The organism is Metabacillus schmidteae (assembly GCF_903166545.1).
Classification (GTDB): domain Bacteria; phylum Bacillota; class Bacilli; order Bacillales; family Bacillaceae; genus Metabacillus; species Metabacillus schmidteae.
In genome coordinates this window covers 995221-1010173 of the sequence record NZ_CAESCH010000001.1, presented here as the reverse complement: position 1 = coordinate 1010173, position 14953 = coordinate 995221, and the positions used below count along the sequence as shown (strand labels likewise).

Sequence of the window (14953 nt, the reverse complement as noted above, 5' to 3'; positions counted from 1 at the left end):
ATTCCCCCATTTTTAAGTAATTTTATAGTAATTAACCCTTTACTCCTCCAGCTGTCATACCTTCAATAAAGTATCGTTGGAAGAAAATAAATACGATCAGAATTGGAATGATAGCCAAAACAGAACCAGCTATTAATACATCGTAGTTATTTCCATAAGGAGTTAATAAGGTAGATAATCCAATTGGTAACGTAAGTTTTTCACTTGATCTTAATACAATTAGCGGCCATAAGAAGTTATTCCAGCTAGCTAAAGCCTGTAATATTGCCATTGATGAGAAAGCAGGCAGCATTAGCGGCATCATAACACGGAAGAAAATCCCTAATTCTGTGGAACCATCTACCCTTGCTGCGTCTAGTAAATCTCTAGGTAATCCACTTGCATATTGTCTAAAGAAAAAGATAGGAATTGGTGCTACTATGAATGGTAGAAATGCCCCTACTAATGTATCCATTAATCCTAAACTCATTGTTAGCTTATATAAAGGAAGCATAATAATTTCCACCGGGACCATCATGATCACGAGTACCATTCCAAAGATTAAGTTTTTAAATTTAAAGTCATATACTGCAAGACCATACCCAACCATACAAGTTAATAAGAGGCATAGCACTGTGGAAACAATGGTAATAAGAATACTATTTTTATACCAAATAAAATAATCAGAAGCTCCTGAAAAAATAAAGGCATAGTTATCAAAAGATAAAACCTCAGGCTGTAATTTTAAATTCAACCCAAATCTCATAATCTCTTGAGATGGTTTAAAGGATGCTAAAGTGATAGCTAGTAAAGGAAATAAAGCAAATATTGAGATGGCTATAAAAACAATGAGTAGAATAATTGTTGACAGTTTCCATTTTTTTCGTTGCTTTGTTTTCATCCATTATCCCTCCTTCTTGAACATCCCAGATAATGATAGCTGAATCATTGTAATCACAAAGGTAACGAGTAATAATGTAATCCCAACTGCTGAACCAAATCCTAAATTATTTTGCTCAATACCATTACGATACAAGTAGCCGACAATTGTTAATCCCATATTGTTAGGTGAATTATTACTGCCATAAAGCATATAACTCTCCGCAAACATTGAGTAACCGCCATAAATACTAATCGTAAATACATAAATCGTGATCGGTTTTAATAATGGCACTGTTACATTCGTAAACTTCTTCCAAGTAGAAGCACCATCAACATCCGCTGCCTCATACAATTCCTTAGGTATATTTTGTAACCCCGCCAAAAAGTAGAGAAGGTTTATCCCCATCCATTTCCAGGTGGCTAAAACAACCAAAGCAAACATACTTAACCCGGCATTATTCAGCCACTCTTTTGGGTCCATTCCGAAGACACCGATAATAGAGTTTAGTAGGGCCCCATCTTGTGAACCAAAAATTAATCGAAAGATAATACCGGCAACAACAACAGATGTTAACGCAGGAATAAAGATGACTGATCTAAAGAAATTCTTTAAAACCATGATCTTAGAGTTTAAGAACACCGCTAATAAAAGTGGTATCGGTATAAGAACTAATAAGGTCAGTGCTGTATATACAGTGCTGTTCTGAAGAGCTTTAAAGAAAATCGGATTCAGTAATTCTTGATAGTTTTGAAAACCAATAAATGTCACCTGGCCAGGTAATACCTCTTGAAAACTCATGACAACAGTAGAAACGACCGGATAAGCAAAGAATATTGCAAAAGATAAAAGAAAAGGTAAAACAAAGAAATACGGTGCAATCTTTTGTGAGTAAAGAAGGTTTGAAAGCTTCTTCTTCCTTCCAACTTCTATAGATTGATTATTGCGAATATTTAAGTTGCTATTCGCCATCGAAATACCTCCCTTGTAAAAGGTTGACGTTATAGAGTGACTCCCCCCTAAAGATATTAGAAAAACTTGGCTTGTCATCAAGGTCTAATGGCGAAAGCCTCAGTTTTTCTTATACTATCACCCATAAAATTTATATACTTTTTGATAGTATAAAGAATCCTATATCTTTAGGGGAGAGATCTGACCCTATTTCATGCCAGTCCCTTATTATGTGATTATTTCACCTGATCTTGTGCTTCTTTAAGTACCTTCTCAGGATCTTCTTGATCCTGTAGTATGCGGAATAATACTTGGGTGTCAATGACTTCCATCACAGTTGGTGTTTTTTCTCCGATGTTAACGCCTTCAATTTCATCTTTTACTTCAATTAACGTATCAAAAATATCCGGTCCAAAATATTCAGTAAACTTATTTTCTTCTTTTAATTCAGGTAGATCCCATACTTCACTTCGTGGAGGGTCAAATCCAAGCTGTTTCCACAATTGGATATTTCCTTCTTTTGATAATTTGGCAAAAGCAATGAACTCTTTCGCTAAATCAGGATTTTCAGCTTGAGCCGTTACAGTTGTACCTGTACCACCCATACCTGCTGAGCGAGGGCCTCCCTCTTCCCAAGCCGGCATTGGCTTAATGACGATTTTCCCTTTTAAGTCAGGCATATAATCTGTAAATCTCCCCATATACCACATTGGCATCCAAACAGATGCAGCACCACCATTGTTCATGAGGCCGTAATATTCTTCTGAATGATGGCCATTTCCAGAAACTACTTCCGCAATGCCATCTTTCACTAGATTTTGTTGATATTTTAAGATTTCTAGAATTCTTGGATCATCTAAATTCGGTTCACCATTCTCATCTAGTAAATCATCAGATCCTTCTAATTGTGCAACTTGCGGCCATAATGACCAATGATCAGTTGTTTCAACCGTTGTCATTGGAACACCTGTTTTTTCTAAAACTGTCTTACCTGCTTTTGCGTAATCATCCCATGTTTTAATATCATCAGGATTCACACCAGCTTTATCTAAAATTTCTTTATTATAGTAAATGACTGCAGCTCCGACGTGGAAAGGTAATCCGTAATATTCTCCTTCTTTAGAGTAAATGTCTAATCTTGATTGAACGATTTGTCCTTCTTCCGGTTCTACTACATCATTTAATGATAATAGTTGAGGCTGACCTTTTAAGAAATTCGGAAATTTCCCCACCTCAATATCGGCAATATCCGGAGCCCCTTTACCAGATTGAAGAGCTACTAATAATTTGTTATGCATGTCATCAAAAGGGTAAACATTTGCTTTTAATGAAATTTGATTATCAGGGTTTGCTTTGTTCCATTCTTCCGCCATGAATTCATAATACTTACCATGTAATTCGTTAAATGTCCAAAGTTCTAACTCATTTCCGTTACCTCCACTTTCACTACCACCTTCGTTAGATGTTTTATCCCCAGAACAACCTACTAAGATGACTGAAAATGCGAGAATCATAGACAATAATACAAACAGATGCTTTTTCATCTTTCTCCCCCTTGTGTTTGATATATGCTTAACCTTTTCAGGATAAAGCCTATGATATTATGTTTTAGAAAATGCTAAAACATTTTATGTTTTTATAATAAATTATCAATATTTTTATTGTCAACAGGAAAATGTATGCGTTTTCTTTTACTAATTAGTTAATAAATAGACTTAATTCATTATAATACCAGTATTTTCAGTACTATTAGCATATTAAATTATGTAATGAAATTTATTTTAGGTAAATATAAAACAAACTGCTTCTAATCATCTTTTATTTATTTTATAATGAACTAAAATAATATAAATGTTGGTAAAAAAGGGGGATTCGTCATTGATTCATATTAAGGATCTACATTCAGGGTTAAATATATTTAAAGCGTTAAGTTCCGAAACTCGGATTGAAATTATAAACCTTCTAAACAAATACGACAGTTTAAATTTAAATGATCTAGCTGAGAAATTAAATTTAACAAATGGTGCCGTTACGATGCATATAAAAAAGCTGGAAGACAGCGGTATTATTGATATTACAACAACTGTTGGAAAGCATGGCATCCAAAAAATGTGCTATCTGAACGAGGATATACTAACAGTGGAGTTACAAAACAAAGAAGAAATTGGGCACTCGTATGAATATGAGATTAAGATTGGTCATTATTGTGATTATCATGCAGAGCCTACCTGTGGTTTAGCCACAAAAGATAGTATAATCGGAGAGTTTGACGATCCACGTTACTTTGCTGACCCGGATCATATCAATGCAGAAATTATTTGGCTGAATAATGGTTTTCTTGAATACCGTATACCAAATTACCTAAAACGAAGTGAAGAATTCAGCGAATTACAATTTATTTTTGAGTTAAGCTCTGAAGCCCCTGGTTACAGTGACGAATGGCCTTCTAATATTTACTTTTACATTAATAATATTGAATTAGGTTTTTGGACATCCCCCGGTGACTACGGTGAGGTAAGAGGAGATAATAATCCTAATTGGTGGCCGGGACATCTTAATCAATATGGTAAAGCGAAATTACTCCGAATTAACAAAGAAGGCTCCTTTATTGATGGATGCCGCATCTCAAATGTGACCATTTCCGATATTCAATTAAACATGAAGTCTGATATTAAATTAAAGCTTGCTGTTTTCGATAACGAAAAGGGTGGTGGAGGTTTAACACTCTTCGGGGAAAAATTCGGAAATTTTAATCATGATATTATCGCTCGGGTTTTATATGAAGTGAAGAAATAATACAATCTAATCCTCAGGATAATTCGTAATATAGAGTGAGGGCCGTCTCCATTTAGACAACCCCCTTAATCTTACTGGTCTTTGATCCGCGCAAAAGATGATAAAAAACTATGGTGGAAAATTAAAATCTAAGCTTTCTTGGATTTCCATTATTTCGTTAATGGGGCTGTCCTATTAGTCCCTCTGCTTTATTTTTGGTCAGCTGGATAAACAAGCCCTATTTGCTTACGAGCTGCTCCTAAAATATTTGCTGTTATGAATGAATTTTGATGAGAATTAAGTTCAGATTGTTGTTTATTTTGAGAAACTAAAGAAATAAATTCTTTCGCCTCATAATACATGCTCTCCGAAACTTGCTCTCTTGTAATGTCTTCAACTGTGCCGTCTTTGTACTGTATTTTTACACTTTCAGGTGTATGAATTTTATCAATGATGATGCTGCCGTTCTCCCCTTGAATTTCGGAAGGCACATAAGAATTTGTTATTTTAGAATACATGATAACAGCATCCATTTCGTCATATGTAAGCAAAAGACTTCCTTCTCCGTCCACACCCGACTCCAGCATGTAACTGGATGCTTTTACCTCCTTCGGCTCACCGAATAATGCCACTGCTGGATACACACAATAAATACCAATATCCATTAATGATCCATTCGAAAACTCTGGTTTAAAAGCGTTTAACACAGTTCCTTCCTTGTATTTATCATAACGTGAAGAGTATTGGCAATAGCTTGCAAAGTATCTTCTCACCTTGCCAATTTTATGTAAATTCTCTTTTATAGCTAGGAAGTTAGGTAATTGTGTTGTTTTTAAGGCTTCCATTAAGACCACATTATTCTCCTTAGCAGCTGCAATCATTTTACTTACTTCATCTGCATTGGATGCCATCGGCTTTTCACAAATAACATGCTTGCCATTTTGCATACAAAAAATAGCTTGGGATGCATGTAGTGAATTTGGACTTGCAATATAGACCGCATCAAATTCAGGACTGCTCACAAACTCATTTAAGTCTGTGTATGTATATTCCGCTCCAAATTTACTAGCAAACTCACCAGCTTTTTCACTTGTTCTCGAATAAACAGCTGTAAGTTTGAAATCTTCTATCTTACTTGCTGCTTCAAGAAAACGTTCTGTTATCCAATTTGTTCCGATAATACCGAATCTAACCATTTCATTCTACCTCCAAAAGAAAGTTATTCTACGAGCAAGTATATCTTTTTTTTCTAAAAAGAAAAAGCATTTGCCATTTTTCAAACGTTTTTCTAATGAATTTGTGTAAAGTATGTCATAATAGATAATTGAGTGAAGATATGGAAATACATAGATAAGTTTTTACAAAGGAGTAATGATGATGAAAAAACTAATTGCAATAGACCTTGATGGAACTTTATTATCCTCCAACATTGACATTTCCAAAGAAAATGTCAAAGCTATTCAAGCAGCTCAAGAAGCTGGTCATATCGTGATGATTTGTTCCGGTCGTGCTCCAGAGGATATTAAAAATGTAATAAGCAAAACACCCCTTCAATGTCCAGTTGCAGGCAGTAACGGTACAATGGTTATTGCAGATGATAAGCTCTTAAGCCAAATTTCTATTCAAAAGGAAACTGTTCAACATGTTGCTACCATTCTGAATGAAAAACAATATCCTTTTAAACTTTATACAAACAAAGGCATTTTTGTTGCTTCTACTTGGTCTGAGCGTATGCTTTCTTTCTTAGAGAAAAACAAAGATGTACTGAACCATCTAACTGAAAAAGAATATAAGCTTATGACAGAGCAGCCAAAAGAAACGGATACTATTAAAATATTTGAAGATCTTGGGGATGTACTTAAGATTGAAGACATTACAGTTCAAAAGTTCTTTATTCCAACCATCTCCGGTAAAGATGAATTAATTGCAGCTCTAAACGTCACTGAAGGTATTTCTATCACAACCTCTGGTCCATTCAATATTGAGATCATGGACACGAACGGCCATAAAGGAAACGGAATCCGTGTGATGGCAGAATACTTTAATATCCCTATTGAAGACACAGTGGCAATCGGAGATAACTTTAATGATGTCCCAATGCTTGAAGCAGCCGGATTATCCGTTGCAATGGGAAATGGCGACCCTACGATCAAAAAAATGGCAGATGTCGTCACACTTACAAATAATGAGCATGGTGTTGCACATGCGATTGAAAAGTATGTTTTAGAAAAGAATTAAAAGAAAGGAGCTAACAAGCATGTTGTTAGCTCCTTTCTTTTATTAATGAGCCACTACTAGTTAGGCTCAACATGAACATGGACATCGTACACCCCGTAATCATTCCTCATGACTTTTTCAACCCGAGTAGCTATATCATGGGCTTCCGTTATATCAAGTTTAGAATTCACTAAGATCACAACATCTACCACTTCATTGTTTCCGTAACTTCTTGCTTTAATCTGCTTGATACCTTTCACACCATCAACTTTTCTTATTTGCTGGTCATAAACTTGTAATTTCTTCTCATCAAATCCATCTGATAATTCGTGTGAAGCTTGCATGAAAATATCAAATGCTGTTTTACAAATTATTATTCCTACCACAATAGCCGTAATCGTATCAATCCATGGCATGTTAAATTGAGACCCGAAGATTCCGATTGCAGTCCCTATACTTACCCATGCATCAGATATATTATCTTTTGCAGCTGCCATAACAGCCTTGCTATTAATTTTCATCGCTAACTTTTTATTATACAGATAGACTAGATACATAACGATTGCTGAAAAAATACCTACATAAGCTGCCAGTATATCAGGTGATTCATCTCTTCCTTGAACCAGCCCTGTACATGCATCAATTAAAACTTGTAGACCGACCGTTGCCATAATAAAAGATGCAACCATTGATGCAATTGTCTCACTTTTCCAATGACCATATCTATGATTTTCATCGGGAGGTCTTTGTGAAAGCTTTAATCCAATAAGTACAGCAATCGATGCGATAATATCTGTTGTATTATTTAAACCATCTGCTCTTAATGCAGCTGAATCACTCATATATCCAATAATCAATTTTAAGATAGACAGACAAATATAGGCGACGATACTTATGATTGCACCACGTTCCCCTAATTTAAGATCACTGTATTTTTGTTCTTCCACTTTTTAAGGCCTCCCACACTCATTTGCCTTGACTATAATATCAGAGAGAAAACGGGTGGGTCTAGAGCAATCTTTTTGTATGTATTTTACTTAATAAGTAGTGTACAACTAAGTTGAACTGAGGCAATTTATCGGCGGAGGGTAAACAAACTATTTTCCATAGGAAATATCAGGCTGTCGACAAAGTCGGTAGCCGTTTTTTATAATTACTAACCTATCAATATATGGTGTTGTTTCGCAACAGAAACCACCAAATATGCAACTGAAAAAGAAACAAAACCCCTTTTTCTTCAGATGAATTTTTGAAAAAGGAGTTTGTCTACACTCTGCTATTTCCCATAGGAAATATCTCTTTCGTCCGCTTGCATCCAGGCTTCAAAAAAAGCGAGTTGACACATACCATCAGCTCGCTTTCCTCACTTCCTTATTCTCTTTATTATCTGTATCACAATTCCAATAACAAGTATTACCACTGCCGCCATACTTGTTGTAACAATAGTTGGATAGTCACGCTGTTCCATCAAAATGGCGTTGTATGCCCAAATAAAAACTAGAGAATACGTGATATCATTTTGCGTTAACGTCAATATTACGCCAAGTACGGCTCCGCAAATCTGTATAACCATTGCCCATCCTTGTTCATTTATCCCAAACAACTGTTCAATACCGTTTGCTTCAAAAATAACAAATACATTGACAATGGTGGCTACTGAGATCCAGCCAATATAGATGGAAAATGGAAACCTCATAAACCAGGTTACATTATGCAAATGTTGAATGATTCTATAGATTATAATGAGTGTAAGTAAAATCCCGATCATTATGAAAATCGATATATTAAAGTATTCGTATTGAAACACAATTACCCATAAGCTATTAAGTATGGCATTTAAAAAGAACCAAACACCAATTTTTCGATAGTTCTCTTTTTGAACATCATTTGTAAAAAATTGACGAGCAACCCATATGATCAAAAGAAAATAAATCAATCCCCAAATAGCGAACGCATATCCAGCAGGTGTAAAAAGTGTAAAGACTTTGTCTGAAACTTCTCCTGTTGTTTGACCACCTATCGGCAATGCATTTGCTAAATAATTCACTGTTAAAACAATGATTATTCCAATGACATTTAACATCCTGTAAAAACGAAAAGAATTCAACAATGTTCTCCTTTCTAAAAAAGGAATAGATGGTTTGATATATTTTTGTTTTCGTGTTTACATCACAATTAAGAAATGTCTTTTAACTTTTCTGTTAACCGCAAAAATTCCATTTTGTTTTTATCTCGTAAGGATTGGTCAATTTTCTGTTGTATTTTCTCTTTTCGGAAATGCTGTATAGCATTGTCTATCACCATTTCAGCAACTAGAGTATCTATGACTTTTAATTCAGGTTGTGTTGAATCGAAACTATCCTTTTTCATAAAAATCATCTCCTTGACCCTTTTTATTAAATTAACCCTTTTTTACTGTATTCAAAACATAGACAAAAATAAAAACGCCTTACCTCCTTAAATACTAAGGAGGTAAGGCATTTTATTATAAATGGAATTAGATTTCCGGAGTTGGGGTTGGCTCAGCATAGCCCTCTTTGTACTTGTTATCGATTTTAGCTCGTATTTCTTTTATCGATTTACCTTCTTGATAATCCAAAATCGATTGTGCTGCTATTTCTAAGCAGACACCACATTTCGTCCCATGATCATCCCAAACGATCGCACCATTTTCTTTATTTTCATAGATGAAACAATCATAATTGCTTGTATGGTTCGCTGTTTCGCCACAACCGCAATAACAAGGCATATTTTCCAGTAATTCTCTGTGCCCGGCTGCTGCTTGATAGATTGTTTGCATATCTTCTGTTTTTTCAGATAAAAAAGCAGGTAAGACCTCTATACTCGACGTTTCCTCACGAATATCACTTACCACTTCATGTCCCTCATGTTGATCATGAGAAGCATCATGTCCACCAGGACTTGAACATGCTGTGAGGACTCCACCTAATAAGGCGAACACCATTATGTTCCTTTTTCGCATGAATTTACTCCTCTCAAAATATGACCTGTACAACAGATATTTTACCATAACAAAAAAGGACAGGTTAAAAAAATCTGTCCCTTTACATCTTAATCATTTGTACAGGTATTGTCATGACCGAAATGACCTGATCTCGTAATTTTCGTTTGCAAATATTTCTCGTTATACTCAGATCGATCGCCCCATAACGGTTTTCGTTCTGAAACATATAATCCTGATGCTTTTAATGCTTCCAGCTTTTTCGGGTTATTTGTAATGAGTGTGACTGGTTTTGAGCGCAATGCTTTCAATACATGTATTGCATCTTCATAATTTCTTGAATCATCAACAAAGCCCAGGTTTTCATTTGCTTCTACAGTATCATATCCATTTTCCTGAAGGATATAGGCCATCGCCTTACTAAATAAGCCGATCCCTCTCCCTTCATGATTGGCTAAATAAAATAAAGCACCTGTTCCATGGTCAACGATCATTTTCATTGATTGCTTTAATTGAAAACCGCAATCACATCGTTTACTCCCAAAAATATCACCTGTATGACAAATAGAATGCATTCTTATAAGTGCTTCTTCTTCATCTTTAAAGTCTCCATAAACTAAAACACTTGATTGCTGAAGCTCAGCTAAATTAATAGCAGATAGTTTATCAATAATCTTTTCATAGTTTTCTGTTACTTCATCACAATTTAACCAGCAGTACCAATGAAATTCAATTGTTTCTTCAAATAAATTTACAGGAAGTCGAATTGGCCCTACTAAATAGATTGCACTCTTTTGCGTTTTTATAAGCTGTATTTTATCTTGAAGCAAGGCTATGATATTTGATTTTAATTTTGTTTGTGTCAACTACGTCTTCCTCCTTTATGATCCTATTTTGTGTTAAGAGGAGACATTTTAATACGATCAATTAACGATGAGGTGGATTTTATTACCGGATGGATCCTTCGTTACATATATTTCTTGTTCTATTGCCACATTATAGCCTGATTCCTGCAGTCTTTGAGATGCGTTATCTCTTTCCTTTTCATTCGGGTACACGATTGTATAATCAATTAAACCAACACTTTTTTCTGAAGGCTGAGGAGCACCGATCCCATTCCAGACGTTTAATCCGATATGATGATGATATCCTCCTGAAGAAATAAACAACGCTTGATTTCCATAGTTGCACACAACTTCAAAACCAAGACCTTGGCAATAGAATTCCTTTATTTTTTCAAGCTCTGATACATGTAGATGAATATGCCCCATGATTGTGTCTTCAGGAAGTTTATTCCATTCACTCCGACCTTCTGCTAATAACCCATCAACATCAATCGGATCTGTTGACATTTCTACTTCACCATTATTCCACTTCCACTGTGATGGAGAACGGTCAACATATAGTTCAATACCATTGCCATCAGGATCTGCCAGATAAAGAGCTTCACTTACAAGATGATCAGATCCTCCTTGCAGGGGGTACTTTAGTTTCAACAGGTGTTTTAATACACTTCCCAGGTCAGAGCGTGATGGCAGTAATAATGCGAAATGATATAAGCCTGTTGTTCTCGGTTGTTTCGGAATCACATCATCTGGTTGTTCAATTTCTAACAGTGCCGTTTTTCCATCTGCTGTTAAAATGGCTCGTTTCTCTGATTTCTCAAGAATTTGAAATCCTAGTATATCTTGATAAAATGCTAAAGATCTTATTAAATCCAGTACTTTTAAGTTCAGCTTTGATACATATACGTTTGGCTTCCTATGAAAAGACATTATGTTCCTTCCCTTCAAAAAGGGACTACCCCGGACATCAACTCCGGGATAGTCCCCTATCAATTTAATTTACTTAATTTTGACTCTTTTTCACCATTTCTGCTACGGAAACTGTGCGTTTTGCCTGGTGTTTAACAGCAGCTTGAACATCTTCAATCATGTTGCCGTCCTGATCTACTGTTACACTTGTTCCATAAGGATTTCCACCGGCAGCAAATGTTACAGGATCTGTATAACCAGGTGCCGCTACTAGTGCTCCCCAGTGATACATTGTTGTGTAAAGTGATAAAATAGTTGCTTCCTGTCCACCATGAGGATTTTGAGCAGAAGCCATCGCACTTACAACTTTATTAACGAGCTTTCCGTTGAACCACAGACCACCTGTTGTATCCAGGAATGCTTTCATTTGAGATGGCATGTTACCAAAACGAGTTGGAACACTGAAGATAATCGCATCTGCCCACTCAAGGTCATCTAATGTTACTTCAGGGACATTACTCGTTTCTTCGTGATGCTTTTTCCAAACAGGATTAGATTCAATTGCAGATTGTGGAGCTGTTTCCGGTACCTTCAACACTTTTACCTCAGCACCAGCATCTTTTGCACCTTCCTCAGCCCATTGAGCTAATTGATAGTTTGTACCTGAAGAACTGTAATAAATAACGGCTAGTTTCACATTTGACATTTGTTCCATCTCCTTTTTCGGTTCTTTATTAAACAATCTAGATAAAAAACTCATATTACCCCACCTGACTCCATACTTAATTATACCCAAGCACTATAGTTATAAATCATATATATTTAAATAATTTATTCTTAATTCGAGATTTATTATATCTAAGTATTTTTCAATTGTCAACATTGGAACGGAGGTTCCTTGTCCCAAAATGGGACAGAGAACCTGTCCCTCCGTTCCACAATCTGTATAATGAGATATGAAGATATTTAGGGGGTTCCATATGTTATGATCTATGTTTTGGTTGGCATTGCCGGAGCTTTAGGAGCTATTTTAAGGTATGTAATTGGGATTTCATTATTTACAGAGAGTTCATTCCCTTATGCAACATTACTCATAAATTTAATTGGAAGTTTTCTATTAGCGTGGTTAACAACGAATCTATTTAGGAGAATCACAGTCCCACCAGATGTTGCAACTGCAATTGGAACAGGATTTGTAGGATCTTTTACAACTTTTTCAACACTTAGCATTGAAACCGTAGAACTGTTTCAAGATGGCGATTTTTTATTTGGCTTCCTTTATGTGCTTATAAGTTTTATTGGTGGATTAGCAATGAGCAGAATAGGGTTTCGTGTAAATAAGGAGGTAAAGCAGTCGTGACAGCTACACACATTTTATTGGTCGGGATTGGTGGTTTTCTTGGATCAATAGCTCGATATACAGTCAGTAAGCATCTAAACAATAAATCATCATGGATACTTCCGATAGGGACTCTTACAGTGAATTTACTAGGATCATTTCTTTTAGGCTTTATTAGTGGAGTTAAAGCAGATATCATGATTGTCCTTTTGTTCGGAACTGGGTTTATGGGAGCATTTACAACATTTTCTACCTTAAAGCTGGAAATGACACAAATGAATGTCAATAATCATAAAAAGGGTTTTTTTCTTTATACAGTCACAACCTATGTTATTGGTATTTTTCTCGCATATGTAGGTTATCTGATCGGTAATGTTTATCAGTGAATTCCATATTACTGATGAATGTTCCGGTTTCCCATATACAACGTTGTTTGCTGCTAGTTACCATGTGCAGATTTTAAGGAGTTTGATAAAGTACGTTTTTTCTAAAAAATGGACGGGTACTACTTATAATGTAAAGAAAATAAGGAGGTATTGTTCTATGTTAAACCAACAATATAAGGATTGTATTCAGGCATGCTTAGAATGTATGGAGGCTTGTAATACTTGTTATCATGCATGCCTTAAAGAAGAAGATGTCAAAATGATGGCAAACTGTATTCGTCTCGATCGGGAATGTGCTGATATTTGTAGTTTTGCAGTAAAAGCGATGCAATCTAATAGTCCTTTTGCTGAACAAATTTGTAAACTATGTGCTGATATATGTGAGGCATGTGGACAAGAGTGTCAGAAACATGAACATGATCATTGCAAAAATTGTGCTGAGTCTTGCTTTAAATGTGCAGAAGCATGCCGCAAAATGGCTTCGTAAGTAAGACAAGAGATAGGCTTAAAAAATTTAGTTTAAATGAAAAAAGTCACTGAAAATTCAGTGGCTTTTTATTACAGATTTAAATCCTTCACATTTTAGCTTATTCTTACATCAATTATTGACAAAAGAAAAATATGGATATATAGTTTAAATATCAAAAAAAATTGATATAGAAAAGGTGTACTTTATGAAACAGGAAATTAACTTCCAAGATGTGTCCTTAGAGAAAACCTTTGAAATGTATGAGGGAAAATTCAAAGCCATTGCTGATAAAAAGAGACTTCAAATTATGAACCTTCTTACACAAAAAGGTGAAATTAATGTTAATGATCTAGCTCCAATGGTAAACATGACACAATCAAAGTTGTCTTATCATTTAAAAATACTTTTGGATGCCAACCTCATTATAAGAGAAACCAGAGGTACATGGAATTATTACAAGCTTAATCTCGATGAAGTCAATCACCTATTATCAGCAGAGCTTTGTTGTCTATTTAGGCCTACTTGCTGATAAAATTTTTTCTTCATTATATCAATTTTTTTTGATTAATATATCAAAATAATTTGTTTTAGGAGGAAGATTATGTTTAATGATTATGAACTTTATATGCTTTCAAAATTAAAACAAAAGGAAATGAACGAATTAATTTCTTTTTCAATTCCTTTAACCAAAAAAGATAAAAGTAAAATAATTCATGATGTAGAAACTAAATCAATTGAAATGACCTGTTGTCAAACAGCTTGTTGTTAAATCCTAGAATTAATGACTAAATAGACTCTTAGGAGGAATGAAATATGAACATTCATATTGGTTTAAATGTAACAAATTTAGATGCTTCCCTTGCCTTTTATTCAAAGTTATTTGGTGCAAAACCGGCAAAAGTAAAACAAGATTATGTGAAGTTTATGTTAGAGGACCCGGGGTTAAACTTTACGCTACGACCAGTAGATCGTGTAGAGGGAAATCAAATTAATCATTTTGGTTTTCAAGTATTTAGTACAGATGAGTTAAAAAAACACAAAGAAAGGCTTGAAAAGGAAGGGTTTTTTTCACGTAATGAAAGTGATACAACATGTTGTTATGCTAGACAAGATAAATTTTGGATTACAGATCCTGATGGCCACGAATGGGAATTTTTCTTGACTAAAGAAGATACTGAAGTCGATACCATTGATACTTGTTGTGATTAATACTTACTTATCCGAAGAAGGGTATAAGAAAA

19 protein-coding genes are annotated in these 14953 nt (G+C 35.0%); 8 read left to right on the top strand and 11 right to left on the bottom strand.

The window, feature by feature from the left end; translation table 11 throughout:
• Window positions 1–31: 31 nt before the first annotated feature.
• From HWV59_RS04910 to HWV59_RS04900, 3 genes are all read right to left on the bottom strand, one after another.
• Entirely contained in the window at window positions 32–880 is an 849-nt protein-coding gene (locus HWV59_RS04910; protein ID WP_102228242.1) for a carbohydrate ABC transporter permease, read from the bottom strand.
• Between the two features lie 3 nt (window positions 881–883).
• Complete coding sequence (locus HWV59_RS04905; RefSeq protein WP_175638216.1) at window positions 884–1831, bottom strand: carbohydrate ABC transporter permease; 948 nt, start codon at window positions 1829–1831, stop codon at window positions 884–886.
• Window positions 1832–2046: 215 nt separating this feature from the next.
• Window positions 2047–3354: an ABC transporter substrate-binding protein gene (locus HWV59_RS04900; protein ID WP_175638215.1), complete on the bottom strand. Its 1308-nt coding sequence runs from the start codon at window positions 3352–3354 to the stop codon at window positions 2047–2049.
• 334 nt (window positions 3355–3688) lie between these two features.
• Between HWV59_RS04900 and HWV59_RS04895 the strand changes: the two genes are divergently transcribed.
• Entirely contained in the window at window positions 3689–4606 is a 918-nt protein-coding gene (locus HWV59_RS04895) for an ArsR/SmtB family transcription factor (RefSeq protein WP_175638214.1), read from the top strand.
• Between the two features lie 188 nt (window positions 4607–4794).
• Here the strand turns inward: HWV59_RS04895 and HWV59_RS04890 are convergent, their stop codons facing one another.
• Window positions 4795–5781 carry a Gfo/Idh/MocA family protein gene (locus HWV59_RS04890; RefSeq protein ID WP_175638213.1) on the bottom strand — a complete coding sequence of 329 codons (987 nt, stop codon included), beginning with the start codon at window positions 5779–5781 and terminating at the stop codon, window positions 4795–4797.
• Between the two features lie 175 nt (window positions 5782–5956).
• Here HWV59_RS04890 and HWV59_RS04885 point away from each other — a divergent pair, with 175 nt between their 5' ends.
• A complete protein-coding gene (locus HWV59_RS04885; protein ID WP_407941537.1) occupies window positions 5957–6823 on the top strand; it encodes a Cof-type HAD-IIB family hydrolase in 867 nt (288 codons plus the stop codon).
• A gap of 56 nt (window positions 6824–6879) precedes the next feature.
• Here the strand turns inward: HWV59_RS04885 and HWV59_RS04880 are convergent, their stop codons facing one another.
• From HWV59_RS04880 to wrbA, 7 genes are all read right to left on the bottom strand, one after another.
• Entirely contained in the window at window positions 6880–7749 is an 870-nt protein-coding gene (locus HWV59_RS04880) for a cation diffusion facilitator family transporter (protein ID WP_102228236.1), read from the bottom strand.
• A 416-nt stretch (window positions 7750–8165) separates the two neighbouring features.
• Window positions 8166–8909, bottom strand: coding sequence for a tryptophan-rich sensory protein (locus tag HWV59_RS04875; RefSeq protein ID WP_102228235.1), 744 nt, complete (start codon window positions 8907–8909; stop codon window positions 8166–8168).
• A 68-nt stretch (window positions 8910–8977) separates the two neighbouring features.
• Window positions 8978–9172 (bottom strand): IDEAL domain-containing protein, encoded by a 195-nt coding sequence (locus HWV59_RS04870; protein WP_102228234.1) that lies wholly within the window; start codon window positions 9170–9172, stop codon window positions 8978–8980.
• A gap of 127 nt (window positions 9173–9299) precedes the next feature.
• The gene (locus tag HWV59_RS04865) at window positions 9300–9785 is read right to left on the bottom strand and encodes a PCYCGC motif-containing (lipo)protein (RefSeq protein ID WP_102228233.1); all 486 of its coding nucleotides are present in this window, start codon (window positions 9783–9785) and stop codon (window positions 9300–9302) included.
• An 89-nt stretch (window positions 9786–9874) separates the two neighbouring features.
• Window positions 9875–10630: a GTP cyclohydrolase II gene (locus HWV59_RS04860; protein WP_102228232.1), complete on the bottom strand. Its 756-nt coding sequence runs from the start codon at window positions 10628–10630 to the stop codon at window positions 9875–9877.
• 57 nt (window positions 10631–10687) lie between these two features.
• A complete protein-coding gene (locus HWV59_RS04855; RefSeq protein WP_102228231.1) occupies window positions 10688–11539 on the bottom strand; it encodes a VOC family protein in 852 nt (283 codons plus the stop codon).
• Between the two features lie 73 nt (window positions 11540–11612).
• The gene (wrbA, locus tag HWV59_RS04850; protein WP_102228230.1) at window positions 11613–12278 is read right to left on the bottom strand and encodes an NAD(P)H:quinone oxidoreductase; all 666 of its coding nucleotides are present in this window, start codon (window positions 12276–12278) and stop codon (window positions 11613–11615) included.
• 225 nt (window positions 12279–12503) lie between these two features.
• Between wrbA and crcB the strand changes: the two genes are divergently transcribed.
• From crcB to HWV59_RS04820, 6 genes are all read left to right on the top strand, one after another.
• Complete coding sequence (gene crcB, locus HWV59_RS04845) at window positions 12504–12878, top strand: fluoride efflux transporter CrcB (RefSeq protein WP_102228229.1); 375 nt, start codon at window positions 12504–12506, stop codon at window positions 12876–12878.
• Window positions 12875–13243 (top strand): fluoride efflux transporter FluC, encoded by a 369-nt coding sequence (locus HWV59_RS04840; protein ID WP_102228228.1) that lies wholly within the window; start codon window positions 12875–12877, stop codon window positions 13241–13243. The genes crcB and HWV59_RS04840 overlap by 4 nt, the downstream gene beginning before the upstream one ends.
• A gap of 157 nt (window positions 13244–13400) precedes the next feature.
• Window positions 13401–13730 carry a four-helix bundle copper-binding protein gene (locus HWV59_RS04835; protein WP_102228227.1) on the top strand — a complete coding sequence of 110 codons (330 nt, stop codon included), beginning with the start codon at window positions 13401–13403 and terminating at the stop codon, window positions 13728–13730.
• A gap of 187 nt (window positions 13731–13917) precedes the next feature.
• Entirely contained in the window at window positions 13918–14241 is a 324-nt protein-coding gene (locus HWV59_RS04830; protein WP_102228226.1) for an ArsR/SmtB family transcription factor, read from the top strand.
• Between the two features lie 72 nt (window positions 14242–14313).
• On the top strand, window positions 14314–14481 hold the full coding sequence (locus HWV59_RS04825) for a hypothetical protein (protein ID WP_175638211.1): 168 nt from the start codon (window positions 14314–14316) through the stop codon (window positions 14479–14481).
• A gap of 44 nt (window positions 14482–14525) precedes the next feature.
• Entirely contained in the window at window positions 14526–14921 is a 396-nt protein-coding gene (locus tag HWV59_RS04820; protein WP_175638210.1) for an ArsI/CadI family heavy metal resistance metalloenzyme, read from the top strand.
• Window positions 14922–14953 lie beyond the last annotated feature (32 nt).

Excerpts from the sequence above, each read along its gene's own strand:
- HWV59_RS04905 (WP_175638216.1), bottom strand. The coding sequence starts at position 1,831 with ATGGCGAATAGCAACTTAAATATTCGCAATAATCAATCTATAGAAGTT.
- crcB (WP_102228229.1), top strand. The coding sequence starts at position 12,504 with ATGATCTATGTTTTGGTTGGCATTGCCGGAGCTTTAGGAGCTATTTTA.
- HWV59_RS04885 (WP_407941537.1), top strand. The coding sequence starts at position 5,957 with ATGATGATGAAAAAACTAATTGCAATAGACCTTGATGGAACTTTATTA.
- wrbA (WP_102228230.1), bottom strand. The coding sequence starts at position 12,278 with ATGAGTTTTTTATCTAGATTGTTTAATAAAGAACCGAAAAAGGAGATG.
- HWV59_RS04820 (WP_175638210.1), top strand. The coding sequence starts at position 14,526 with ATGAACATTCATATTGGTTTAAATGTAACAAATTTAGATGCTTCCCTT.
- HWV59_RS04830 (WP_102228226.1), top strand. The coding sequence starts at position 13,918 with ATGAAACAGGAAATTAACTTCCAAGATGTGTCCTTAGAGAAAACCTTT.
- HWV59_RS04855 (WP_102228231.1), bottom strand. The coding sequence starts at position 11,539 with ATGTCTTTTCATAGGAAGCCAAACGTATATGTATCAAAGCTGAACTTA.
- HWV59_RS04870 (WP_102228234.1), bottom strand. The coding sequence starts at position 9,172 with ATGAAAAAGGATAGTTTCGATTCAACACAACCTGAATTAAAAGTCATA.
- HWV59_RS04900 (WP_175638215.1), bottom strand. The coding sequence starts at position 3,354 with ATGAAAAAGCATCTGTTTGTATTATTGTCTATGATTCTCGCATTTTCA.
- HWV59_RS04890 (WP_175638213.1), bottom strand. The coding sequence starts at position 5,781 with ATGGTTAGATTCGGTATTATCGGAACAAATTGGATAACAGAACGTTTT.
- HWV59_RS04825 (WP_175638211.1), top strand. The coding sequence starts at position 14,314 with ATGTTTAATGATTATGAACTTTATATGCTTTCAAAATTAAAACAAAAG.
- HWV59_RS04865 (WP_102228233.1), bottom strand. The coding sequence starts at position 9,785 with ATGCGAAAAAGGAACATAATGGTGTTCGCCTTATTAGGTGGAGTCCTC.
- HWV59_RS04910 (WP_102228242.1), bottom strand. The coding sequence starts at position 880 with ATGAAAACAAAGCAACGAAAAAAATGGAAACTGTCAACAATTATTCTA.
- HWV59_RS04835 (WP_102228227.1), top strand. The coding sequence starts at position 13,401 with ATGTTAAACCAACAATATAAGGATTGTATTCAGGCATGCTTAGAATGT.